We start from the raw sequence: 19,340 nt of genomic DNA on the forward strand, positions 1-19,340 counted from the left end.
ATATATGTAAGTTTCATAGTGTGATGGAAACATCTATTTATAGTCATATAAGCTCATTTTTAGTGTGTAAATGTGAAATATGGTAAAAAAGGATGAGATAACTGAATGGAAATGTTTTTGTACAGGGAGAAATTACCGCGGTGAAAATGAAACGTTGAAGTAAGTGATCTTTTGGAGCGGGAAATAGAAGAGGTTCAGATAGACGATTCTATGATCGTTGTTGTTATAATTTGATTGATAGCACAAAATTAAACAAGAAAGAGGCCACGAATTTATGAAGAAAACAAGATTAAGATATGTAAAGATTGCATGCGCAGCGACACTATCGGTCAGTATGATTACTGCGACTTCTCCAGCACTAATTGTGTCGGCCGAAACTAAAAGCAAAGAAGAGACCCTGTATATTGATGACAAAATTGATTTAAATAGCGAAGAAGATGTATCAGTCATTGTTGAACTTAAAGAGGTGCCTGAACAAGTGGCTTTAGTCGAGGCAGAAGCAGAAGGTGAAAAACTGACAGAAAAGGAAGCAAAAAACCACATAGAAGTATCACAAGAGGCATTTATTGATGCACTAGATGAGGTCGTAGAGACTAAATCTGAGTATGAGGTTGAACGAACATACAGCAAGATATTTAATGGTGCAGCGCTGACGTTGCCAGCGAATAAGGTTGAAAAACTATTAGACTATGAAGGAATTAAAGCGATTTATAAAAATGATAAGGTTGAACTTGTTCGACCTCTCAATCAAAAGACATCAACGGAAACGGTGACCAAAGAAACGACGGGTAGTACACCTCGTTTAGGTGTGGCAGAGATGCATACAGAAGGTTTCACCGGTAAAGGGATTAAAGTCGGTGTGATTGATACAGGTATTGATTACAATCATCCTGACTTGAAGTCTGCGTATAAAGGCGGCTATGACTTTGTCGATGATGACGATGATCCAATGGAGACAACGTATGACGATTGGCTTGAGGTGCGTGATCCTGATGACCCTGACGAGTTTTTTGAAGAATATTACACAGCTCATGGTACACACGTTGCTGGAATTATTGCTGGTCAAGCAGAAAACAATGTTGATCATGCAGTGCTAGGTGTGGCACCGGATGTTGATTTGTATGCTTATCGTGTGCTCGGTCCAGGAGGCTGGGGAGAAACAGCGGATATCATCGCTGCGATTGAACAATCAGTGTTGGACGAGATGGATATCATTAACTTATCACTCGGGTCACCAGAAAATACGCCACTGACACCAGAAAGTATTGCTGTGAACAACGCGGTACTTTCTGGTGTGACAGTGGTGGTTGCCGCCGGCAATGACGCGTTATATGCGCTATATGATGAAGATCATAGTTTATACACAGTGGGAGAACCAGCAACAGCTTCACTGCCAATCGCGGTGGGGGCAAGTTCAATGCCACTAGATATCCTGCAATTTGAGAGCACGTATACATCCGAAAACGAGATGTTGACAGGACAAGTACGTTTGGATCCTACTTTTGATGAAGATGTTGACGGAGAATCGCTAAGTGGACAAGAGTTTGAGTTGGTTAATATAGCAGGATCGGACCTTGATCATATTGACCTAGAGGGAAAAGCAGTAGTGATCTCAGCAAAAGAGCTTTTTAGAGATGAGGAAGGAAGACTGTTACGTGCAGGTGAGGACGGTGCCGCTGCAGTGTTCATTTATAACGATTTTGTAGGTTTAGAACTCGATTCTTCATCTTTCTGGAACTTTTATGGTACGGGACTTGATATCCCAACATTCTATCTTTCAGATGAACAAGGCAGTGACATTGCAGCGTTAGCAGAGAAGGAAGTTTCAGTGAAGCTGGGGGCAAGTGAATGGATTGCAACGGGTGACCTCATTGCATCGTTTAGCTCTCGTGGTCCGGTTAACCAGACAGGTGCAATCAAACCTGAAATTGTGGCACCTGGGGAGGAAATCTTCTCTACAGTTCCTGACTTTATGCTTGGACCGGAGCATATTGGAAATTATGATGAGGCTTATGACCATTATTCAGGGACTTCAATGGCAGCGCCATACGTCGCTGGTGTTGCGGCACTCATGTTACAAGCTGATCACGACCTAACACCTGGAGAAGTGAAGACACGTGTCATGAACACAGCACGCCCATTAGCAAAAGAATACAATGTTTTCGAAGTGGGTGCGGGTTTAATTGATCCACGATCAGCAGTGACAGCCGATGTAACCATTCAAACGACAGTTGAAGGCGTGCATGTACAAGATCATATCTTGACAAATGTACCAGACCAGACAGGGGCACTAAGTTATGGCCTTCTCAGCACACATGACGGGAATATACGTGAACGAAATAGTGTGCGGTTGCAAAATCGTTCTTCTGAGGCGAAGACGTTTTTAGTTGACGTACAATTCCAAGATATAAATGGGACATTGCCAGCCGCTGAGAGCGGGGTTGTGTTGCAAACAAACAAAAAAGTCACCATTCCAGCAGGGAAAGCAGTGACAAATAATGTGTTTCTGATTTCACCAAAAACAGCTAAGAGTGGTGTGTATGGGGGTTATATGACGTACACAAATGAAAAAGACAAAAATGAGGTATATCGTATCCCATTCGGGGCATGTATTACTGCTGAAATGGTGGCGCCGTTTCCTATCGGAATTGAAATAAAAGATTCTTTGGCTTCGTAAATGACTTCAAGACCGGCATTGTTCTTGCCGGTCTATATTATAGGGTTACATTATTTATCGTTTATTTACATAAGTTGCGATAGAATGGAATGAAAAACAAGACTTTTAGATCATCTTAAATCCATTATATGTAAAATATATAGTCTGAAAGAACCTTTCTGTCTATGGGTATAAAGATTCATTTTTCTGATCAAATGATGTTAATAATGATTGAAAATAGTGACCATTGTTCATGCAAATGACCTTTGTGCAGGGACAAAATGGATAAGGATAAATTTTTTAGGGAGCGTAGCACTCGTTCATAACTTTATAAACAAAAAACGCATCATGACAATTTTGTCGATAGTTTTGCTATAATTCAATTTAGAATGCTGGATTCATACACCAAAGAGAGGATGTTTCGATGAGAAAAACAACATCAAGATACGCTAAAATTGCATTTGCAGCGACGGTGTCACTCGGAATGGTAGCAAGTGCTGTGCCGACGTCCATGCAAACAGCATTGGCCGAAAGCGATGAAAAGAAAATGCTTCATGTCGATGAAAAGGTTGATTTAAAAAGTGATGAAGCAGTATCTGTCATCGTAGAGCTAGAGGAAGTCCCAGAGAAAGTGGCTTTAGCTGAAGCGGCAGCATTGGGTGAGAAATTAACAGAAAAAGAAGCAAAAGACAATGTAGAAGCATCACATTCAGCTTTTGAAGAGGTGCTTGATCATGTGGCCTCGCCAACTGAGTATGAAGTCGAACGTACATATGATGCCGTTTTTAATGGTGTTACGTTGACGTTACCAGCGAATAAAGTTGAAAAACTATTAGACTATGAAGGCGTTAAAGCCGTTTATAGTAATGATACGATTGAATTGGTTCATCCAATTGAGGAGAAAGGTGCAGATGAGCCAGTTGAAGCATTGATGGCTGAGAGTGTGCCACACCTCGGCGTTACAGATATGCATGTAGACGGTCTAACTGGTAAAGGGATTAAAGTGGCGGTCATTGATACAGGTATTGACTACAACCATCCAGATTTAAAGGCTGCTTATCAAGGTGGCTATGATTTTGTTGATAACGATGATGATCCAATGGAAGCAACGTATGAGGATTGGCTTGAATCTGGACAACCAGAAAAAAACCTAGATGGTCGATCATATTATACAAATCACGGTACACATGTTGCTGGTACAATTGCGGGACAAGCTGAGAATGATTCAGAATACGCTGTTTTAGGCGTGGCGCCTGATGTGGATTTGTATGCGTATCGTGTTTTAGGCCCGTATGGATCAGGTTTCACATCTGACGTCATTGCGTCAATTGAACAGTCAGTGGAAGATGGAATGGATGTCATTAATTTATCTCTTGGCGCCAGTAAAAATAACCCGACTTATCCGACGAGTATTGCTTCAAATAATGCGGCATTAGCCGGAGTGACAGTCGTGACATCTGCGGGTAATGCTGGTCTGGATGGTTTGGAGTCAGTTGGATCACCGGCGACATCGGCTTTGGCAATTTCTGTCGGATCAAGCAGTGTACCAACTACCTTGCCGGAGTTCGTAAGTTCGTATGATGTCGGAGAAGAAACACTGACTGGAGATTTACGGGTATTGGCTACTTCGTTTGATACAGACTACACAACATTGGCAAAAGAGACATTTGAAGTAGTAGGAGCAGGGCTGGGATATGAAGCAGACTTTAAAGATATAGATGTGGACGGAAAAATTGCATTTATCTCACGAGGAGAAATTACATTTGTTGAGAAGATTGAGAATGCAAAAGCAAATGGTGCAGTAGCTGTCATCATTTATAATCATGTCCCAGAAGGTGGACATATTCCAACGTATCTTGGTGAAAGCCCTCGCTATATCCCGAGCTTTTCTTTGACATATGAGCAAGGCAGTGAAATTGCTGCATTACTAGCCGAGGGTTCAACAATGACGTTTGGTGAGATGAGCGAGCTCGTAGTGGCAGGTGATGTACTAGCCGACACAAGTTCTCGCGGTCCAGTTAAAATGACAGCGGCAATTAAACCTGAAGTGGTTGCACCAGGGGTAAACATTTTGTCAACTGTGCCATCGTATATGGCGGGACCGGAGTATATCGATCGCTATGAGTTTGCTTATCAGCGTGCATCTGGGACGTCAATGGCTTCACCGCATGTTGCAGGCGTTGCAGCTTTAATGTTGCAAGCGGATGGAGATTTAACACCAGCAGAAATTAAGACACGTTTAATGAATACGGCGGTACCGTTGTCTGAAGAGTACAATGTCTTTGAGATTGGTGCGGGTTTAATTAATCCAAAGGCTGCCGTTGCAACAGACATGACGGTTCAAACAACAATGAATGGATTGCATGTGGTTGATGGTGTGCTTGAATTTGTTTCTGACCATACGGGGGCAATTAGTTATGGGATGCTTAGCACAAATAAAGGAAACATTCGTGAACGTCATAGCTTACGTTTAACTAATCGTTCTTCTGAGGAGAAAACATTCACTGTTGATGTGAAATTTCATGCAGTGAACGGAACGTTGCCGGCGGCTGCGAGTGGGGTTGTATTACAAACAAACAAAAAGGTCACTGTACCGGCAGGTCAAATGGTTACAAATAATGCATTTTTGATTGCACCAAAAACAACGACAACAGGTTTATATGGCGGTTATATCACCTATACAAACCAAGCGGATGAAAATGAAGTGTATCGTGTGCCATTTGGTACCTATATTACTTCGGAAGTGGTTGAACCGTTTCCAATTGGGCATGTATTCCAAGACGAAGTAGCTTCATAAGGCGAAAAACTGAATAGAGGGAGTGAGAAAAACTCCTTCTATACGTTTTTTTATCGACATGATAAATATTTAGGGGGAATGATGATAATGAAAACGAAAAAGTTAAAGGTAGCGATGATTGGAACAGCGTTTGCAGGAGCTTTGGCACTCGTTGTAGGAACAAATGGTTCATTTTCTTGGTTTACTTCTCAAACATCAGCAAATGGAGAGCTTAAAAACGGTACGTTAGAATTGAACAATGGCAATGACATTTCTGGTGACATCGTCCAAGCTTCATCGTTTGCGCCGTCGCAATTAATTTTCGGTGACTGGTTGAAAATAGAGAACACAGGGACGCTAGATGCACATCTGCAAGCTACGTATGAGCACGAAATAAACGTGAATGCCTCAATTGACCCTTATAAGGTTGGTTATATTGCAATCAAGTATAAGAAAACACCTGATACGGATGTGTTTAAAGATGCCCAGTACGAGCTAGAAAAATTGTTTGACGGGATCACAAATGAGATTGGGGCGCTTAACAAGTCAACGAAGCGCACACACGTAACTGAAGACGTGGAAATTGAAGTTAATTTGATTGATGAGGACGAGGTGAACAACGCAGGCTCCTTTGTCTTAGGTGATGGAGCTTTAGATGGAGAGAAGAATGAGTTTTGGAAGTTGGAGGAAGACCAATATATTGATTTGAATTTCGGTGTGAAACTGGATGAGAAAGCTGGGAACGAGTACCAAGGAGCGGTATATGAAGCGACCCTTAATGTATTAGGGAAACAAACAGATAATGGGGCGTTGTATACGGAAAGATAAGCGAAAAAAGTTTGCCAGTGATCCTGGCAAACTTTTTCTTACGGGGAGGACTTGTTAAAGAGAAAACAATCGATCTGATGCCCATTAATCAGACCAGAGGATTGCATGAAGGAGTGGCATGTAGTTGGTCCAACGAAAGACATCCCGTGTTTTTTGAGGGCACGACTCATCTTTTTTGCCTGGTCCATGGAGGATGTATTCATGTTACTGCTGATGAAAGTGGAGATGTAATTGAACAGAGATTCGTGCGCTTCCTGTATGTTTCTTACTACATGTGCATTGTTTAGGACGGCACGGATTTTTCCTTCATGTCGGATGATGTTTTTGTTCTGCAACAACTGGGAAACATGACAATCCGTGTAGCGGGTTAACGTGTCGATGTTAAACTGAGCAAATGCCTCACGGATACCCTCTCGTTTTTTTAAAATGGTCAGCCAGCTAAGTCCAGATTGCATCGCCTCTAGCATGAGTTGTTCAAATAAAAGGCGGTCATCTGTTGTCTTTTTGCCCCATTCATGGTCATGGTAATGTTTGTATAACGGATCATGAGTGACCCAGCTACATCTTGTGCACATGTCTCTCCTTCTTTCTTGTGTCAGTTTATTGATCTAGTGGCGTATGCTGTGACTGCCCCTCTTCTTCTACTTTTGAGCAGAACCATCCAAACAGTACGATCACGACAAGTGTACAATAGAAAAACACCTTCCAAATTGTGCTGTGCGGGAAATGTTCATGGATAAGATTGACTGACGGATGGGCCAGTACTTGGACGACTAATTTTATCCCGACCCAACCAACAATAACAAAAGCAGCAGTCTCCAGCCCAGGTCGTTTTTGCAGTAAGCGAACAAATTTTACTGCTGCAAATCGCATAATGAGAAGACCGAAAAAGCCACCTAAGAAGACAACGACAAATTGTCCCACGTCCATGCTACCGACTGTCCCTAAGTTTGTTGGTGTGAGTGCACTAGCGAGTGCAACGGCAGCTAAAATTGAGTCAACAGCAAAGGCGATATCGGCAATTTCTACTTTTAGGACGGTCCACCAAAACCCGCTCCCTTTTTTGGCCACATCCATCCCGGCAGCCACCTCACTATTACGCACAATATATTTTCGCAATAAATGATTGGCAGCAATAAAGAGGAGGTACAGTGCTCCGATCGCTTGTACTTGCCAGATGTTAACGAGAAAAGAGATGACAAATAAAGATAATAACCGAAAGACAAAGGCACCAGCCAATCCATAAAACAAAGCTTTTTTGCGTTCTTTCTCTGGTAAGTGCTTTACCATGATCGCTAAGACAAGCGCGTTATCTGCAGCAAGAATGCCTTCCAATGCAACGAGGACGATGAGCACCCAGCTGTACTCTAACAATAAAGTCATTTCCATTTCATATTCTCTCCTTAAAAGGTTGTGCAATAGCAGTGTGCAATTGCCTGCTCAATGTATCCCGCCTGTAGCCAATCAAATAAACGAGACAGAAGACATAAAAAGACCTCTGCCACAGTCATTTAACTGAACATGGCAAAGGTCTTGCAAAGCATAGTCATTATGCCATCAAAGCCGGTGAACAGTTGTTCACGTCATGACGACTTTGATTCGAGTAAGTACTACTCGATCGCTACTCCCCTTTGAAGGAATCCGATTGAATTTAATATGAGTATATCGCGGTTGTGTGATCGATGTCAAACATTTTTTGAACAGCTGTGCATGATGATGTATTGAAAAAGGTGTTATACTAGTGGCAGCGTGTATCTACATGGATTTCGAAACGTCTGAGGGAGGAAATGGATGGGAGACAATCAAAAACAAAGCGCAATCATTGTCGGGATAGATTTACCTGGAACAAATGATTTAGTGTATGAAATGCAAGAGTTAGATCACCTTACAGAAGCGCTTGACCTAGAGACGATTGGACAGCTAACCCAAAAGTTGTCGGTGCCAAATCGTGCAACCTATATTGGTAAAGGCAAAGTGAGGGAGTTACAGGCGATGTGCGAAGTAGGTGAAGCGACAATCGTTGTCTTTAATGATGAATTATCTCCGTCGCAAATAAGAAATCTGGAAAGTCTGCTAGAAGTGACTGTGTATGATCGAACGATGCTTGTGGTGGATATTTTTGCAAAAAGAGCGCAGACAAAAGAAGCACAAATGCAAGTATTACTTGCCCAATCACAGTATTTATTGCCGCGGCTTGTTGGCATGCGGGCCTCGTTAAGCCGTCAAGGTGGGAGTGGCGTAGGGTTAGCGACACGAGGTGGGGGAGAGACGAAACTAGAACTTGATCGTCGTAAAATTGAAACACGTATGCAAAGTTTAAAACGGGATCTTGCAAAAGTGGATGAACAGCGTGAAGAACAACGTAAGAAGCGCAAAAAACAGATGACGCCACTTGTAGCACTTGTAGGCTATACAAACGCCGGAAAGTCTTCATTAATGAATGCCATCTTACGTTATACACAACAATCTATTGAGAAGGCAGTGTTAGAAAAAGACATGTTGTTTGCGACACTTGATACATCCGTACGGCAAGTATCGTTAAATCAGCAGCACGCCTTTTTTCTGGCGGATACAGTCGGTTTTGTATCTAAATTACCTCATCATTTAGTGAAAGCTTTCCGGTCCACGTTGTCTGAGGCAAAAGATGCAGATTTGCTGCTGCATGTCGTTGATTACACCCATGAGCATTATTTAGAGATGATGAAGACAACGGATGAAACGCTTGCTTCACTTGGGATTGACCAGCCACGGCTGCACATCTTTAATAAAATTGACCAAGTTCCTAAGGAAGTGCCACGTATACATGAAAATGAACTATTTTTATCGGCAAAAACGGGGGAAGGATTGCCACATTTATTTAAGAGGATAGAAGAACTACTGTACGGATGTGATGTGACAGAAACATTTTTAATACCATACAATAAGCCGGACATATTTGCTGAGGTTCATCAAGAGACAGTTGTACAGTCGGTGTTAAAAGAAGATGACGGATGGCGTGTTCAAGCGCTCTTGCGTCATTCTGAAGTGGACAAATGGAAAGATTATCAATCAAAAACATGATGCGCTTTTTTTAGCGTGCATCATGTTTTTTTCGTAAATTTTCTTTTGCCTTTTGGATCGTGTCATCATCATACCAGTGACTGTACGTTAAAATATGACGTGACAGTCGGCGGTTAGCGATTTCTGTATGTGTTTGGTATTGTGTTGTGTTAAGGCGTGCTAAGTTCATAAGAGAGACGCTCCTTTTTACTGTTATCATTGCCAAAAGGAGGATTTTTAAACAAAATTAAATGTGATTTTTCATACGTTAATACTTTTTTAGCAAATACCGTAGTGGAATGAGTGAAACAAGAATGATGAGTAGTGCTGTAGGCGCGGCCTGTGCATACATTGCTTCACTTGTATCTACCCATATTCGTACGGCGAGTGTATCAAATCCAGGTGGTCGGAGTAAGAGAGTGGCTGGTAACTCCTTCATCGCACTGACAAATACGAGTGCACCGCCGGCAAGGATTCCCGGCAATACAGACGGAATAATCACAGTCAACATCACTTTCCATGGTGGTTGCCCAAGACTACGTGCAGCTTCATCTATTCGTGGTGAAATAAGCCGTAACGAAGCATCGGTGGCTTGCATCGATTGAGGTAAGAACCGAATAATGAAGGCAAAGGCGATTAAATAGAAGGTGTTATATAAAATAGGCACATATTGATTAAATAAAAAGATCACACCGATTGCAACAATGACACCCGGTAAAGCATAACCAGCATAGCTCAGCTTCGCAATAAAATAAGAAATGGTTGTTGGGTAGCGGGACCGTAAATAAACAACTGGTAAAGACAAAAACATACACGACAAAGCAGCTAGCGCCGAAACTTTGAGGCTGTTGAATCCGTATGTCCAAAATTTTGTATCAAGCACCCCATCACCAATGCCAATCATTGTCCAGTAAAGTAGGACTGCAATGGGCAACAGAACAGAGAGCGAAAAGATCAGAAAAACAAAAACAAAAGCAATCCATGTCCACTTTCCTAAAGAAAGCCGCTTAGGAGGTTGAAAGCTGTTTGTTGTTTGATAATAATGGCGATTTTTCCGAGTGCGTGTTTCAATCCACAGGATGATTAATGTAAGGATGATCAGCACGAGACTGAGTACGGTTGCTGAGAGGTGATCGTAGCTGCTCATCTGATAATAAATAGCGGCAGTAAATGTTGTGTATCGCAACATGGCAATCGCCCCGAAATCAGATAAGACATATAAAGCAATGAGAATCGCCCCAGCACCGATCGCAGGTCGTAAAAACGGTAAATTCACTTTAAAGAAAATATGTTTTGTTGACATGCCTTGTGCACGGGCGACTTCTTCAAAGTTGCGATTCATCTTGCGTAACGCTGCACTTGTAATTAAGTAGACATATGGATACGTAAACAACGTTAAAATAAAACAGACGCCCCAAAAGGTGTACAAATCAATTGGATATTCGCCGAATCGTTCAGAAAGCCATGCAGAATCACGCCAATACCGCCAAAGCCAGCCTCGGGGTCCGAAAATAATGATGTATGCGACGGCACCGACATAAGGTGGAATGACTAAAGGTAAAGCGAGCAGCCACTGCCACGTTTTATACCCGGGTAAATGTGTACGATGTACAAACCAAGCAAGGGAAACGCCAATTAAACAGGCGAAGAATGTTACAAGCAATGTGAGCGACAGTGTATTCCAAAGGAGGTGGGGTACACGTGTGTCCAGTAAACGTAACCAATTATCTGTACCTGCAAGTAATGCTTCTAGCGTGACGTACACGATAGGGATCGCCATAATAAGTGCTGTGATCATAGCAAGACCAAATAAGACAGGCCCAGGTGGCGCACCATGCCACAAGTTCAGCCAATACTTTTTCACGAAAACAAGCGAGGTTGACAGGCGTTGCCTGCATACCTCGCTTGTTGTGTGTTTTTTGTTATGATTTTTTTTATTCATGTGCAACTCTCTCCTACATATAAGGAATGATTAGACGGCATCACAACGGTACGTACGCCTCCATTGTACACTCCTGTAAGAAATGCTACAAATCGAGATCAAGACCAGCTTTCTCAATTAATTGGCGTGTGTCTTCCCAAACTTCACCAAGTTGATTGAGCGGCATATCATGGGTTTTGTAATCTTTAATAGATGCTGCGCCTTCAGGTGCTTCAACGTCTGGGTTAATTGGTACTTCTAAAGAGTCGTATGAGAATGCCTGTTGATTTTCTGGAAGAAGAATCCACTCTAAAAACTTCTGGGCGTTATTATGATTGGGTGCACCTTTAACGAGGCCAACACCGGCGGCGTTAACAACCGCTCCCATCTCGTCATCGCCTTGGTCTGGATAAATGACCCCAACGTTGTTATCTGTTGTTTCGCGAAGTTGTTGGTGGTAATAATAGTTGTTCACAAGTCCAAATGTAAATTCTCCTGCACCAACGGCGCGGCGAATGTCGCCGTGTCCTTCTAAGATGACGCCGGCATTGTCTTTCACTGCGGCAATCCACTCGGTTGTCTTGTCATCGCCCCACTCTTTACGTAGCGCAGAAACATGACCGACCATCCCGCTGTTTCCACCGCGAGTAATAGCGAATTGGCCTTTCCATTTTTCATCGGTCAAGTCTTCAATTTTTTTCGGCATATCTTCTTCTGTGATTAAGTCTTTATTATACATTAAAACGCGGGTCCGTGCAGACAGGGCAAACCAAGCGTTATCATCAGCGCGATAGCGTTCATCAATGGTATCAATTCCCTTTGGATTCGCGCCCTCAAGTAAACCTTCTAAATGTAAATGTTCAAGTGCACCAATGTCATTAGAAATGAAAATATCTCCTTGTACATTACCGGCTTCTGCTTTAATCCGGTTTAACGCATTGTCACCTGCATGTAACGCCTGAACTTCTATGCCGGTGTCTTTCTCGAACTTCTCCAGCAAGCTGTCAACAAACGTTTCATTACGTGAAGAATAAACAACGAGCGAGCTTGTTTCTTCTTTGTTTGCTTCCTTAGGCGTTTCTTTACCTTCTTCTTTATTTTCATCACCAGCGCCACATGCTGCTAACATCAGTGCAATTGCACCTGTGAAGCATAGTGATACCGGCTTCATTTTTTTCAACATAAATGATTTCCCCTTTGTTTATGTATTGCAGGTCAAAAAACGTTCCGACCGTACGCTTGTTAGTATAACGATAATGATAATCATTGTCAATTGAAATGAAGAAAAACTTGAAAATGTCAATTTACGGAAGTTTTTGGGCATGAAAAAGCTTGTCAGCCCAATTTTACGACAAAATGTAGGTCTTTTTATTCAACGAGTGCAACAAGTTCTGGTTGAATATCAAAAGAAACGGTCGAGCCAATATTGACATCTTGTTCCATAGGTGCGTAGAGTACAATCGGTTCAGTGAATTCTGTTGTATCGCCAAGCGTCACTAAGACTTCTTGGTATTCACCACTATAAGTAACGCGGGTGACTTTGCCCGTGTAACGACCTCGTTCAGCTAACCTACATCCTTCTGGTCGAATAGAGACATTTACATCTTCAAGCATGACTTCAGATTGTGATGGTAGACAAACACGTCCAATGTTTGTCTCGACATGACGCATATCTGCACACAATTTACCTGAGAGTAGGTTGGTTTTTCCAACAAATTGAGCAACAAAACAATTTTTAGGGCAACGATACATCTCGCGAGGGGTGTCAATTTGCTGTATTTCTCCTTCGTTCATGACAACGACACGATCGGCAACGGCAAAGGCATCTTTTTGATCATGTGTCACAATGAGGGCAGTTGCTGCTGCTTTTTGGAGAATGGTCATAATGTCATAACGCATCTTCTCCCGTAAACCGGCGTCTAAGTTACTGAACGGTTCATCCATTAAGATGACATGAGGTCTAGGTGCAAGGGCGCGCGCTAAAGCAACGCGCTGTTGTTGCCCACCAGAAAGTTCGTGTGGATAACGATCAGCGTAATCGGTTAAACCAACAAGTGCAAGCACTTCTTTGACACGGGATTGTTTGTCCCTTGTTCGCCACTTTGTCAAACCAAACATAATATTTTTAGCAATTGATAAATGAGGAAACAGCGCATAGTCTTGAAAAACCATGCCGATCCCGCGTTTTTCTGGAGGGGTTGTTTGAAACTGGTCGTAAACAATTTGTCCACCAATCGTAATTTTCCCGTATGTTGGCTGTTCAAATCCAGCAATCATGCGAAGTGTCGTTGTTTTACCGCACCCGCTCGGTCCAAGAAGTGCGATAATTTCCCCACGCTCAATCATTAAATCAATGGCGGTGACGGCAGGTCGGACAGCACGTGGAAATGTTTTCGATACTTGATGTAAGTGTATAAAGCTCATAAGGAACCTCCGAAGTGACGATCAATGTTGGTGCTGTGTATGTATAAGAAGATGAGAATGATTTTCATTCTGAATGGATTATAGCACATGAAAGCAGTTGCTGCAAACGCTACAATATGGAAGGCGTGATCAAAAACATGGTGTTAGTTGGACGAGCCAGCATGTTTTAGTAAGGCGGTCATTATTTGGTACAGTACGCAGTTTTTACTGCATGATGTGGTGTATGTCTCTAACGTGCTTCCTCATACTAAACAAAAAGGAGGGGGAATGCATGACTGTCATCACGACATTACCGGCAAAGAGAAAAGAAAAGCAACAGTTGTTTGAGCGAAAGATGCTAAGGCAACTATCACTTGACGAATTAGAGCGTGATATTCATCAATGTTTTCGACCATTGCTATCTTTGCAATGCACCAGTCGAAAGATGAATGCTGGTGCTGTTTCAAAAAATCAGTCGGTTCAAGCGTACCCATTTTTATTAGATCAGTGTTTAGACACGGTGATTGACGCATATTTATTAGGTGCTACGCATGGACGATTTGGTTTTTACGGGGAAACAGTGTGTGAGGCAAAAGAGCGATGTGATATTGAACGAGAAGTATTTGTTCATGGTCTATGTGCTGCATTAATGGGATGGGCCGATGAACCAAAAGAACGCTATGAACTTTTCTTAGGAGCAACGGAACCTTTAATTGATCGCTGGTGGAATAAAGGGTTTCAAGAAGGTAAAAAAGCTTATCGTTTACGGTTGTATTAGTAAAGAATAATTTGTCCCACTTCCTCGTATATATGAGTGAGGACAAGGGGGACAATGGTGTGACAAAATATAAATGGTTTATATTTGTGAGTGCAATGGCAGTTGCGATCGTATTGTTTTGGTTTCAAGCTGATCGATCATCAAATGGGTCGCCTACCACTTGGCACATGCCATTATCAGGAAAAGTCATTGTGCTTGATCCAGGGCATGGCGGGATAGATGGTGGTGCTACTTCAAAATCTGGGTTGATCGAGAAAGAAGTGACGCTTGCTGTTGCTTTAAAACTTCGTGATTATTTACAGGAAGCAGGCGCGCTTGTTTTTATGACAAGGGAAGAGGATATGGATTTAGCCGACGAAGATGTAGTAAAAATACGGCGTCGTAAGGTGCAGGATTTGAAGCGTCGTGTTCAAGTTGTCAATGAATCGAGCGCTGACTTGTTTGTTTCTATTCATATGAACGCGATTCCATCGCCTAAGTGGCGTGGTGCACAAACTTTTTATCATTTAAAAGAACACAAAAATGCGGAGCTCGCAACGTTGATCCAAGACGAATTGAGGAACCAGTTAGAAAATACGAAACGACACGCAAAGCCCATCCACCATGTATACTTACTGAAAGAAGCCAAAATCCCCGGTGTATTAGTAGAGGCTGGATTTTTATCGAATCCTGATGAGGCAAGGCTTTTGGAGACAGAAGAATATCAACGCAAATTGGCTGCTTCAATTTATACAGGCATGTTACGGTTTGTATCAGGGGAGGTTGTTGAGGAGCAAACGAAGGGTATGGAAACGAAGTAAGTGAAAAATAAGTTGTAGTGAGTGATTTCTGCTTAAGGAATATGCTATACTTGGTCACGATAGCAGTGTATAGACAAAGCTCTTTTAAAGAGAACAGCTGCAATTTGTATAGGGTGGTGGCTCTCGTGACCGAGAAAGAAATTTTGGCAGCGCTTAAGCGTATAAAAGACCGTGATTTAAATAAAAGCATTGTTGATACAGGCGGTGTACGACAGTTGAAAAATAAAGATGGCAACGTCAGCTTGAAAATTGCATTAGCGAAAACAGGCACAGCAGAGCAAATGCAAGTACAACAAGAGATTGTGAATGTGTTAAAGAGCGAAGGGGCCAAATCGGTTGGTTTACGATTTGAAACATTATCTGAGGAAGAATTAGAAAAATTTGGTGGCGCGACGGCGTCGCCGTATAGTGGACCGTCATTGCTCGCGCCAACAAGTAAGACGACATTTATTACAGTGGCGAGTGGAAAAGGCGGCGTAGGCAAGTCCACAGTCTCTGTGAATGTAGCAGTAGCACTTGCGCGACAAGGGAAAAAAGTGGGTATAATTGATGCAGATATTTATGGTTTTAGTGTACCTGACATGATGGGAATTGAAACGCGCCCTAAAGTGGTTGGGAAGCGGATATATCCCGTGGAACGTTTTGGGGTCAAAGTGATTTCAATGGGCTTTTTTGTTGAAGATAATGCCCCGGTCATTTGGCGTGGTCCGATGCTCGGAAAAATGATTAACCAATTCTTTTCTGAGTGTGAGTGGGGCGATCTCGATTATTTAGTGCTTGACCTGCCACCTGGCACAGGCGATGTCGCATTAGATTTACATGCAATGTTACCGGAATCTAAAGAATTACTTGTTACAACGCCCCATGCAACCGCTGCATTTGTTGCTGCACGCGCTGGCGCAATGGCAATTAAGACGCATCATGAAATGTTAGGTGTTGTCGAGAATATGTCTTATTTCCAAAGCGAGAAAACAGGTGAGAAGGAATATGTGTTTGGCAAAGGTGGCGGTGAACGACTGGCTGAGGAGTTGAAAACGGAGTTGTTGGCGAAAATTCCACTCGGACAACCTAAAGTGAATGAAGAAGATTTTGCGCCCTCCATTTACGACATCGCTCATCCAATTGGGCAAATTTATAATGACTTAGCAATCCGCATGATAGAAAAGACGCGTCATGTTTAAATGTCATAAATATTTATAGTAAAGAAATCCCCATTGTATGTAAATCATGGGGATTTCTTTCGGTAAATGAATTATTTGTCCTTCTTATCAGCTTTTTTGTCTTCTTCTTTTTGTTTTTTATTTGCTTCTTTCATTAAGTCAACCATCTTTGCAGCGAAGTTGGGACTTTCTAATGCCTCTTCCATAATTTCCATCACTTGTTCACGATATTCTTTTGACTTCATGAGAGACAGTGCTTGTTTCTCCATTTCAGGATCAGTTAAAATATCCATCATCATTTGTTGATATTCTGGATCTTTCATAAGGTCTTTTAATAACTTTTCGTGTTGTTCCTGCATACTTTCAGAAAATGCTTTGGCAAATTCATGATCTTCAAATGCTTTTTGCCAAAATTCCTTTCCTTCTTTAGATGTAAGTGTTTCTTGAATCGTCTTTTGGACAAATTCACTATCCATAACAAGTTCTTCACGCATATCTTCTTCAGCAATGACTTGTTGTAACGCCTTTTTTCCTTCATCGGTTTTTAGCAAATCAATGACCATTTTTTTCGTTCCTTCGTAATCAGCGCCTTGCTGTCCTTCAGCTGGCGCGCAGCTAGTAATGAGAAAGATGCTCACGATCGCCATCGTCCATAGTGGTGTAAATCTACTCCGTATCACGCCGGGTGTCAACCTCCGTTTCTTTTTTAAGAATGATGGAGATAGTGTTTACCAGCTACCGTAAAATATGCGTAAGCGCACTGGTATTTCAATACCAAGGTTGCTACAATGGAGACATGTGAGTGAATTGGAGGAAGTAGTTGTGAATAGCAGAAAAGTGGTTTTTATCTTTTGGTCGACCTTGTTTATAAGCAGTGTATGTGGAGGCATCGTAGGCGTCTTTTTAAATTGGGATGTGTATGTTGGGAACGGTATGACCAATTTTATTGTCGGTGTCATTTGGATGATCGGATTGGGCGCGGCGATTAGTGTTGTGGCACAAATGGGTTTCTTCGCTTATTTATTTTTACACCGGTTTGGATTAGGTTTATCAAAGACACACACACTGTGGAATCGAATTCAATGGATACTAATTGTATTTGTGTATTTTGATCTTGTTTATTTTCGGTACGTGGCTTATGCAAAAGAGGGAGAAAGTTTTTTCGGTTATATGATTGTACCGACACTGTTGTTCGTTTACGGTGTACTCATTGCATGGGTGAAAGCACGTGAGACAAATCAAGTGGCTTTTGTACCTGCATTGTTTTTTATGTTTGTGATTACGACAATTGAGTGGATTCCGGCTTTAGTTGCAAATGATGCCAAGTGGTTAGCAATTTATATCACCCCACTACTTGTCGCAAATACATGGCAACTGTTATTGTTGCACCGTTTAATCAAGAAGCCAGCATAAATAAAAAAGCCATTGATTTGCAAAGAGACCCCAAAAGGTAGCTATTACGCTAACTGTGGGGTCTTTATTTTAGAATGGTGCTTCAGATTTCTTTATTCGACGATTTCACTGTCAGCACTGCTACCATCCATCAGTGTATGAATTGTTACAAAGGTATATCCTTGTTTCTTAAGTGCAGTTAAAATCGTCGGCAATGCCTGTTCTGTTTGTTTGACGGAGTCTGAAGCGTGGAAGAGCAGAACGTCTCCTGCTTGTGTATGGGAGAGGGTGTTTTCAATAATTGCCTCTGTGCCAGGGTTTTTATAATCATAAGAGTTGACACTCCAATGAACAACGTCAAATGATTGTTCGTCTGCAAGAGCCAATGTTTGTTTCGTGAAAGCGCCATTTGGTGGACGCAGTAAAGTCGGAGCCGTATCAGTTAGTTGTTGTAACACTTCTTTGCTGCGCCTCATATCGCGGATGACTTCTTCGTCATCTAGCATGGTGTAGTCTTTATAACGGTAACCGTGGCTGCCAATTTGATAACCAGCTTCCTGGATCACTTCGACTAAATCAGGGTATTTTTCAGCCCATGAAGCAAGCAAAAAAAATGTCGCATGCTCGACGTCATGATCTTGTAGCAACTTGACAATGGGTGCCACACGCTTTTCGCCCCAGCTAATATTAAAAGTAAGGGCGATCGATTGTTTCGCGTCGTTGGCCCGATAAAAAGCTTGTGGTCCTTCTGAAGTTGAAAATACAGACACATGCTCTTTGGCAATGAATAGCCAACTCGCGACAAACATTGCGGCAACACAAATAAAAATAAGGGGCTTCCGACGCCTAATGTTTAGCACCCAAATCCCTTTCATGATAACAGCTCCTTCACAGTAGGTCTTATGTACAATTTATGAACGCTTGGACGAGATATGAATAAAATATGTAAGAGAAGAGGAGAATGGTTAGTCATGAAGGTGATGAACTTGAGGAAGGATGGTGGGACCGATGTTAGGTGTGATGTTAACGGAAAAAGAAGTGGAGGAGATTGCATATTTACTGAAAAGGGAGTTGGAAGAGATTTTAAGTGACTTATCAGATAATCGATTAGAGCCAATTGTGCAAGTAGCAATGAAAGAAAAATATGGACTTGTATATGGCTTGTATAAGCGCTTTACTCGACCAGAAGAATGGTCGCAATACGCACTATCATCGAATTTATTAAATAAAACGCCTTTTGATAAAAAGGGTTGACGATTGATTTTGATGTGTGATATATTAATTAGCGTCGCTTTGAAGTGTGAGCGATTTTTATGAAGTGCAGTTAAACAATCTTCTTAAAAAAAAGAAGTTGACAGATCAAGTTAACTTCTGTATAGTATTAAAAGTCGCCAACAAACAGCGACACAAGCTCATTGAAAACTAAACAATAGCCAAGCGTAAAAAGAGATCAATAGATCTCAACATGTAAGCCACAAAGAAATTTGTGCAAAATGAGCAAATCAAACACTTTAATGGAGAGTTTGATCCTGGCTCAGGACGAACGCTGGCGGCGTGCCTAATACATGCAAGTCGAGCGCACAGAAG

General features: G+C 42.0%; 17 protein-coding genes, 1 rRNA gene and 1 riboswitch. Of the genes, 10 read left to right on the forward strand and 8 right to left on the reverse strand.

Translation table 11 applies throughout. The features are described 5' to 3' along the window. Positions 1-274 precede the first annotated feature (274 nt). From BLT29_RS12690 to BLT29_RS12700, 3 genes are all read left to right on the forward strand, one after another. Positions 275-2,677, forward strand: a complete 2,403-nt coding sequence (locus BLT29_RS12690) for a S8 family serine peptidase (RefSeq protein WP_090776694.1) — start codon at positions 275-277, stop codon at positions 2,675-2,677. A gap of 403 nt (positions 2,678-3,080) precedes the next feature. Next, positions 3,081-5,453: a S8 family serine peptidase gene (locus tag BLT29_RS12695; protein ID WP_090776695.1), complete on the forward strand. Its 2,373-nt coding sequence runs from the start codon at positions 3,081-3,083 to the stop codon at positions 5,451-5,453. An 87-nt stretch (positions 5,454-5,540) separates the two neighbouring features. Next, positions 5,541-6,260 (forward strand): hypothetical protein, encoded by a 720-nt coding sequence (locus tag BLT29_RS12700; RefSeq protein WP_090776696.1) that lies wholly within the window; start codon positions 5,541-5,543, stop codon positions 6,258-6,260. A gap of 38 nt (positions 6,261-6,298) precedes the next feature. Here BLT29_RS12700 and BLT29_RS14050 read toward each other — a convergent pair whose 3' ends face one another. Together BLT29_RS14050 and BLT29_RS12710 are read right to left on the reverse strand one after the other, a co-directional pair. After that, a complete protein-coding gene (locus BLT29_RS14050) occupies positions 6,299-6,835 on the reverse strand; it encodes a DNA-3-methyladenine glycosylase I (protein WP_090776697.1) in 537 nt (178 codons plus the stop codon). Between the two features lie 25 nt (positions 6,836-6,860). After that, positions 6,861-7,649 (reverse strand): TerC family protein, encoded by a 789-nt coding sequence (locus tag BLT29_RS12710; RefSeq protein WP_090776698.1) that lies wholly within the window; start codon positions 7,647-7,649, stop codon positions 6,861-6,863. A gap of 73 nt (positions 7,650-7,722) precedes the next feature. Next, positions 7,723-7,902: riboswitch (yybP-ykoY riboswitch) on the reverse strand. A gap of 149 nt (positions 7,903-8,051) precedes the next feature. Between BLT29_RS12710 and hflX the strand changes: the two genes are divergently transcribed. Beyond that, on the forward strand, positions 8,052-9,320 hold the full coding sequence (gene hflX / locus BLT29_RS12715; RefSeq protein ID WP_090776699.1) for a GTPase HflX: 1,269 nt from the start codon (positions 8,052-8,054) through the stop codon (positions 9,318-9,320). Positions 9,321-9,330: 10 nt separating this feature from the next. On the opposite strand, the gene BLT29_RS13430 is transcribed toward hflX, so the two are convergent. The 4 genes from BLT29_RS13430 to BLT29_RS12730 all read right to left on the reverse strand — a co-directional run bounded on the left by BLT29_RS13430 (position 9,331) and on the right by BLT29_RS12730 (position 13,644). Then, the gene (locus BLT29_RS13430) at positions 9,331-9,489 is read right to left on the reverse strand and encodes a hypothetical protein (RefSeq protein WP_176763923.1); all 159 of its coding nucleotides are present in this window, start codon (positions 9,487-9,489) and stop codon (positions 9,331-9,333) included. A gap of 78 nt (positions 9,490-9,567) precedes the next feature. After that, positions 9,568-11,241 (reverse strand): ABC transporter permease, encoded by a 1,674-nt coding sequence (locus BLT29_RS12720; RefSeq protein WP_090776700.1) that lies wholly within the window; start codon positions 11,239-11,241, stop codon positions 9,568-9,570. An 85-nt stretch (positions 11,242-11,326) separates the two neighbouring features. Then, positions 11,327-12,403, reverse strand: coding sequence for an extracellular solute-binding protein (locus BLT29_RS12725; protein WP_245701289.1), 1,077 nt, complete (start codon positions 12,401-12,403; stop codon positions 11,327-11,329). A gap of 185 nt (positions 12,404-12,588) precedes the next feature. Further along, complete coding sequence (locus BLT29_RS12730; RefSeq protein WP_090776701.1) at positions 12,589-13,644, reverse strand: ABC transporter ATP-binding protein; 1,056 nt, start codon at positions 13,642-13,644, stop codon at positions 12,589-12,591. Between the two features lie 271 nt (positions 13,645-13,915). On the opposite strand from BLT29_RS12730, the gene BLT29_RS12735 reads away from it, so the two are divergent. From BLT29_RS12735 to salA, 3 genes are all read left to right on the forward strand, one after another. Continuing rightward, positions 13,916-14,401, forward strand: a complete 486-nt coding sequence (locus BLT29_RS12735; RefSeq protein ID WP_245701291.1) for a DUF2521 family protein — start codon at positions 13,916-13,918, stop codon at positions 14,399-14,401. Positions 14,402-14,433: 32 nt separating this feature from the next. Continuing rightward, the gene (gene cwlD, locus BLT29_RS12740; RefSeq protein ID WP_437182652.1) at positions 14,434-15,201 is read left to right on the forward strand and encodes an N-acetylmuramoyl-L-alanine amidase CwlD; all 768 of its coding nucleotides are present in this window, start codon (positions 14,434-14,436) and stop codon (positions 15,199-15,201) included. Between the two features lie 116 nt (positions 15,202-15,317). Further along, the gene (gene salA / locus BLT29_RS12745; protein WP_281241432.1) at positions 15,318-16,382 is read left to right on the forward strand and encodes an iron-sulfur carrier protein/transcriptional regulator SalA; all 1,065 of its coding nucleotides are present in this window, start codon (positions 15,318-15,320) and stop codon (positions 16,380-16,382) included. Between the two features lie 71 nt (positions 16,383-16,453). On the opposite strand, the gene gerD is transcribed toward salA, so the two are convergent. Then, positions 16,454-17,041, reverse strand: coding sequence for a spore germination lipoprotein GerD (gerD, locus tag BLT29_RS12750; protein WP_367576300.1), 588 nt, complete (start codon positions 17,039-17,041; stop codon positions 16,454-16,456). Between the two features lie 142 nt (positions 17,042-17,183). On the opposite strand from gerD, the gene BLT29_RS12755 reads away from it, so the two are divergent. Beyond that, positions 17,184-17,774, forward strand: a complete 591-nt coding sequence (locus BLT29_RS12755; protein WP_090776708.1) for a KinB-signaling pathway activation protein — start codon at positions 17,184-17,186, stop codon at positions 17,772-17,774. 92 nt (positions 17,775-17,866) lie between these two features. Here the strand turns inward: BLT29_RS12755 and pdaB are convergent, their stop codons facing one another. Next, positions 17,867-18,628: a polysaccharide deacetylase family sporulation protein PdaB gene (gene pdaB / locus BLT29_RS12760; protein WP_090776705.1), complete on the reverse strand. Its 762-nt coding sequence runs from the start codon at positions 18,626-18,628 to the stop codon at positions 17,867-17,869. Positions 18,629-18,761: 133 nt separating this feature from the next. Between pdaB and BLT29_RS12765 the strand changes: the two genes are divergently transcribed. Further along, positions 18,762-19,007 (forward strand): hypothetical protein, encoded by a 246-nt coding sequence (locus BLT29_RS12765; RefSeq protein ID WP_090776709.1) that lies wholly within the window; start codon positions 18,762-18,764, stop codon positions 19,005-19,007. A 257-nt stretch (positions 19,008-19,264) separates the two neighbouring features. Continuing rightward, positions 19,265-19,340 (forward strand): 16S ribosomal RNA (locus BLT29_RS12770); the annotation flags it as partial.

It is taken from the genome of Shouchella lonarensis (assembly GCF_900096965.1).
GTDB classification, from domain to species: Bacteria; Bacillota; Bacilli; order Bacillales; family Bacillaceae_D; genus Shouchella; species Shouchella lonarensis.

What these genes read in the sequence shown, in the direction of transcription:
- BLT29_RS12690 (WP_090776694.1), top strand. Translation starts at nt 275, where the DNA reads ATGAAGAAAACAAGATTAAGATATGTAAAGATTGCATGCGCAGCGACA.
- BLT29_RS12695 (WP_090776695.1), top strand. Translation starts at nt 3,081, where the DNA reads ATGAGAAAAACAACATCAAGATACGCTAAAATTGCATTTGCAGCGACG.
- BLT29_RS12700 (WP_090776696.1), top strand. Translation starts at nt 5,541, where the DNA reads ATGAAAACGAAAAAGTTAAAGGTAGCGATGATTGGAACAGCGTTTGCA.
- BLT29_RS14050 (WP_090776697.1), bottom strand. Translation starts at nt 6,835, where the DNA reads ATGTGCACAAGATGTAGCTGGGTCACTCATGATCCGTTATACAAACAT.
- BLT29_RS12710 (WP_090776698.1), bottom strand. Translation starts at nt 7,649, where the DNA reads ATGGAAATGACTTTATTGTTAGAGTACAGCTGGGTGCTCATCGTCCTC.
- hflX (WP_090776699.1), top strand. Translation starts at nt 8,052, where the DNA reads ATGGGAGACAATCAAAAACAAAGCGCAATCATTGTCGGGATAGATTTA.
- BLT29_RS13430 (WP_176763923.1), bottom strand. Translation starts at nt 9,489, where the DNA reads ATGAACTTAGCACGCCTTAACACAACACAATACCAAACACATACAGAA.
- BLT29_RS12720 (WP_090776700.1), bottom strand. Translation starts at nt 11,241, where the DNA reads ATGAATAAAAAAAATCATAACAAAAAACACACAACAAGCGAGGTATGC.
- BLT29_RS12725 (WP_245701289.1), bottom strand. Translation starts at nt 12,403, where the DNA reads ATGTTGAAAAAAATGAAGCCGGTATCACTATGCTTCACAGGTGCAATT.
- BLT29_RS12730 (WP_090776701.1), bottom strand. Translation starts at nt 13,644, where the DNA reads ATGAGCTTTATACACTTACATCAAGTATCGAAAACATTTCCACGTGCT.
- BLT29_RS12735 (WP_245701291.1), top strand. Translation starts at nt 13,916, where the DNA reads ATGACTGTCATCACGACATTACCGGCAAAGAGAAAAGAAAAGCAACAG.
- cwlD (WP_437182652.1), top strand. Translation starts at nt 14,434, where the DNA reads ATGAGTGAGGACAAGGGGGACAATGGTGTGACAAAATATAAATGGTTT.
- pdaB (WP_090776705.1), bottom strand. Translation starts at nt 18,628, where the DNA reads ATGAAAGGGATTTGGGTGCTAAACATTAGGCGTCGGAAGCCCCTTATT.
- BLT29_RS12765 (WP_090776709.1), top strand. Translation starts at nt 18,762, where the DNA reads ATGTTAGGTGTGATGTTAACGGAAAAAGAAGTGGAGGAGATTGCATAT.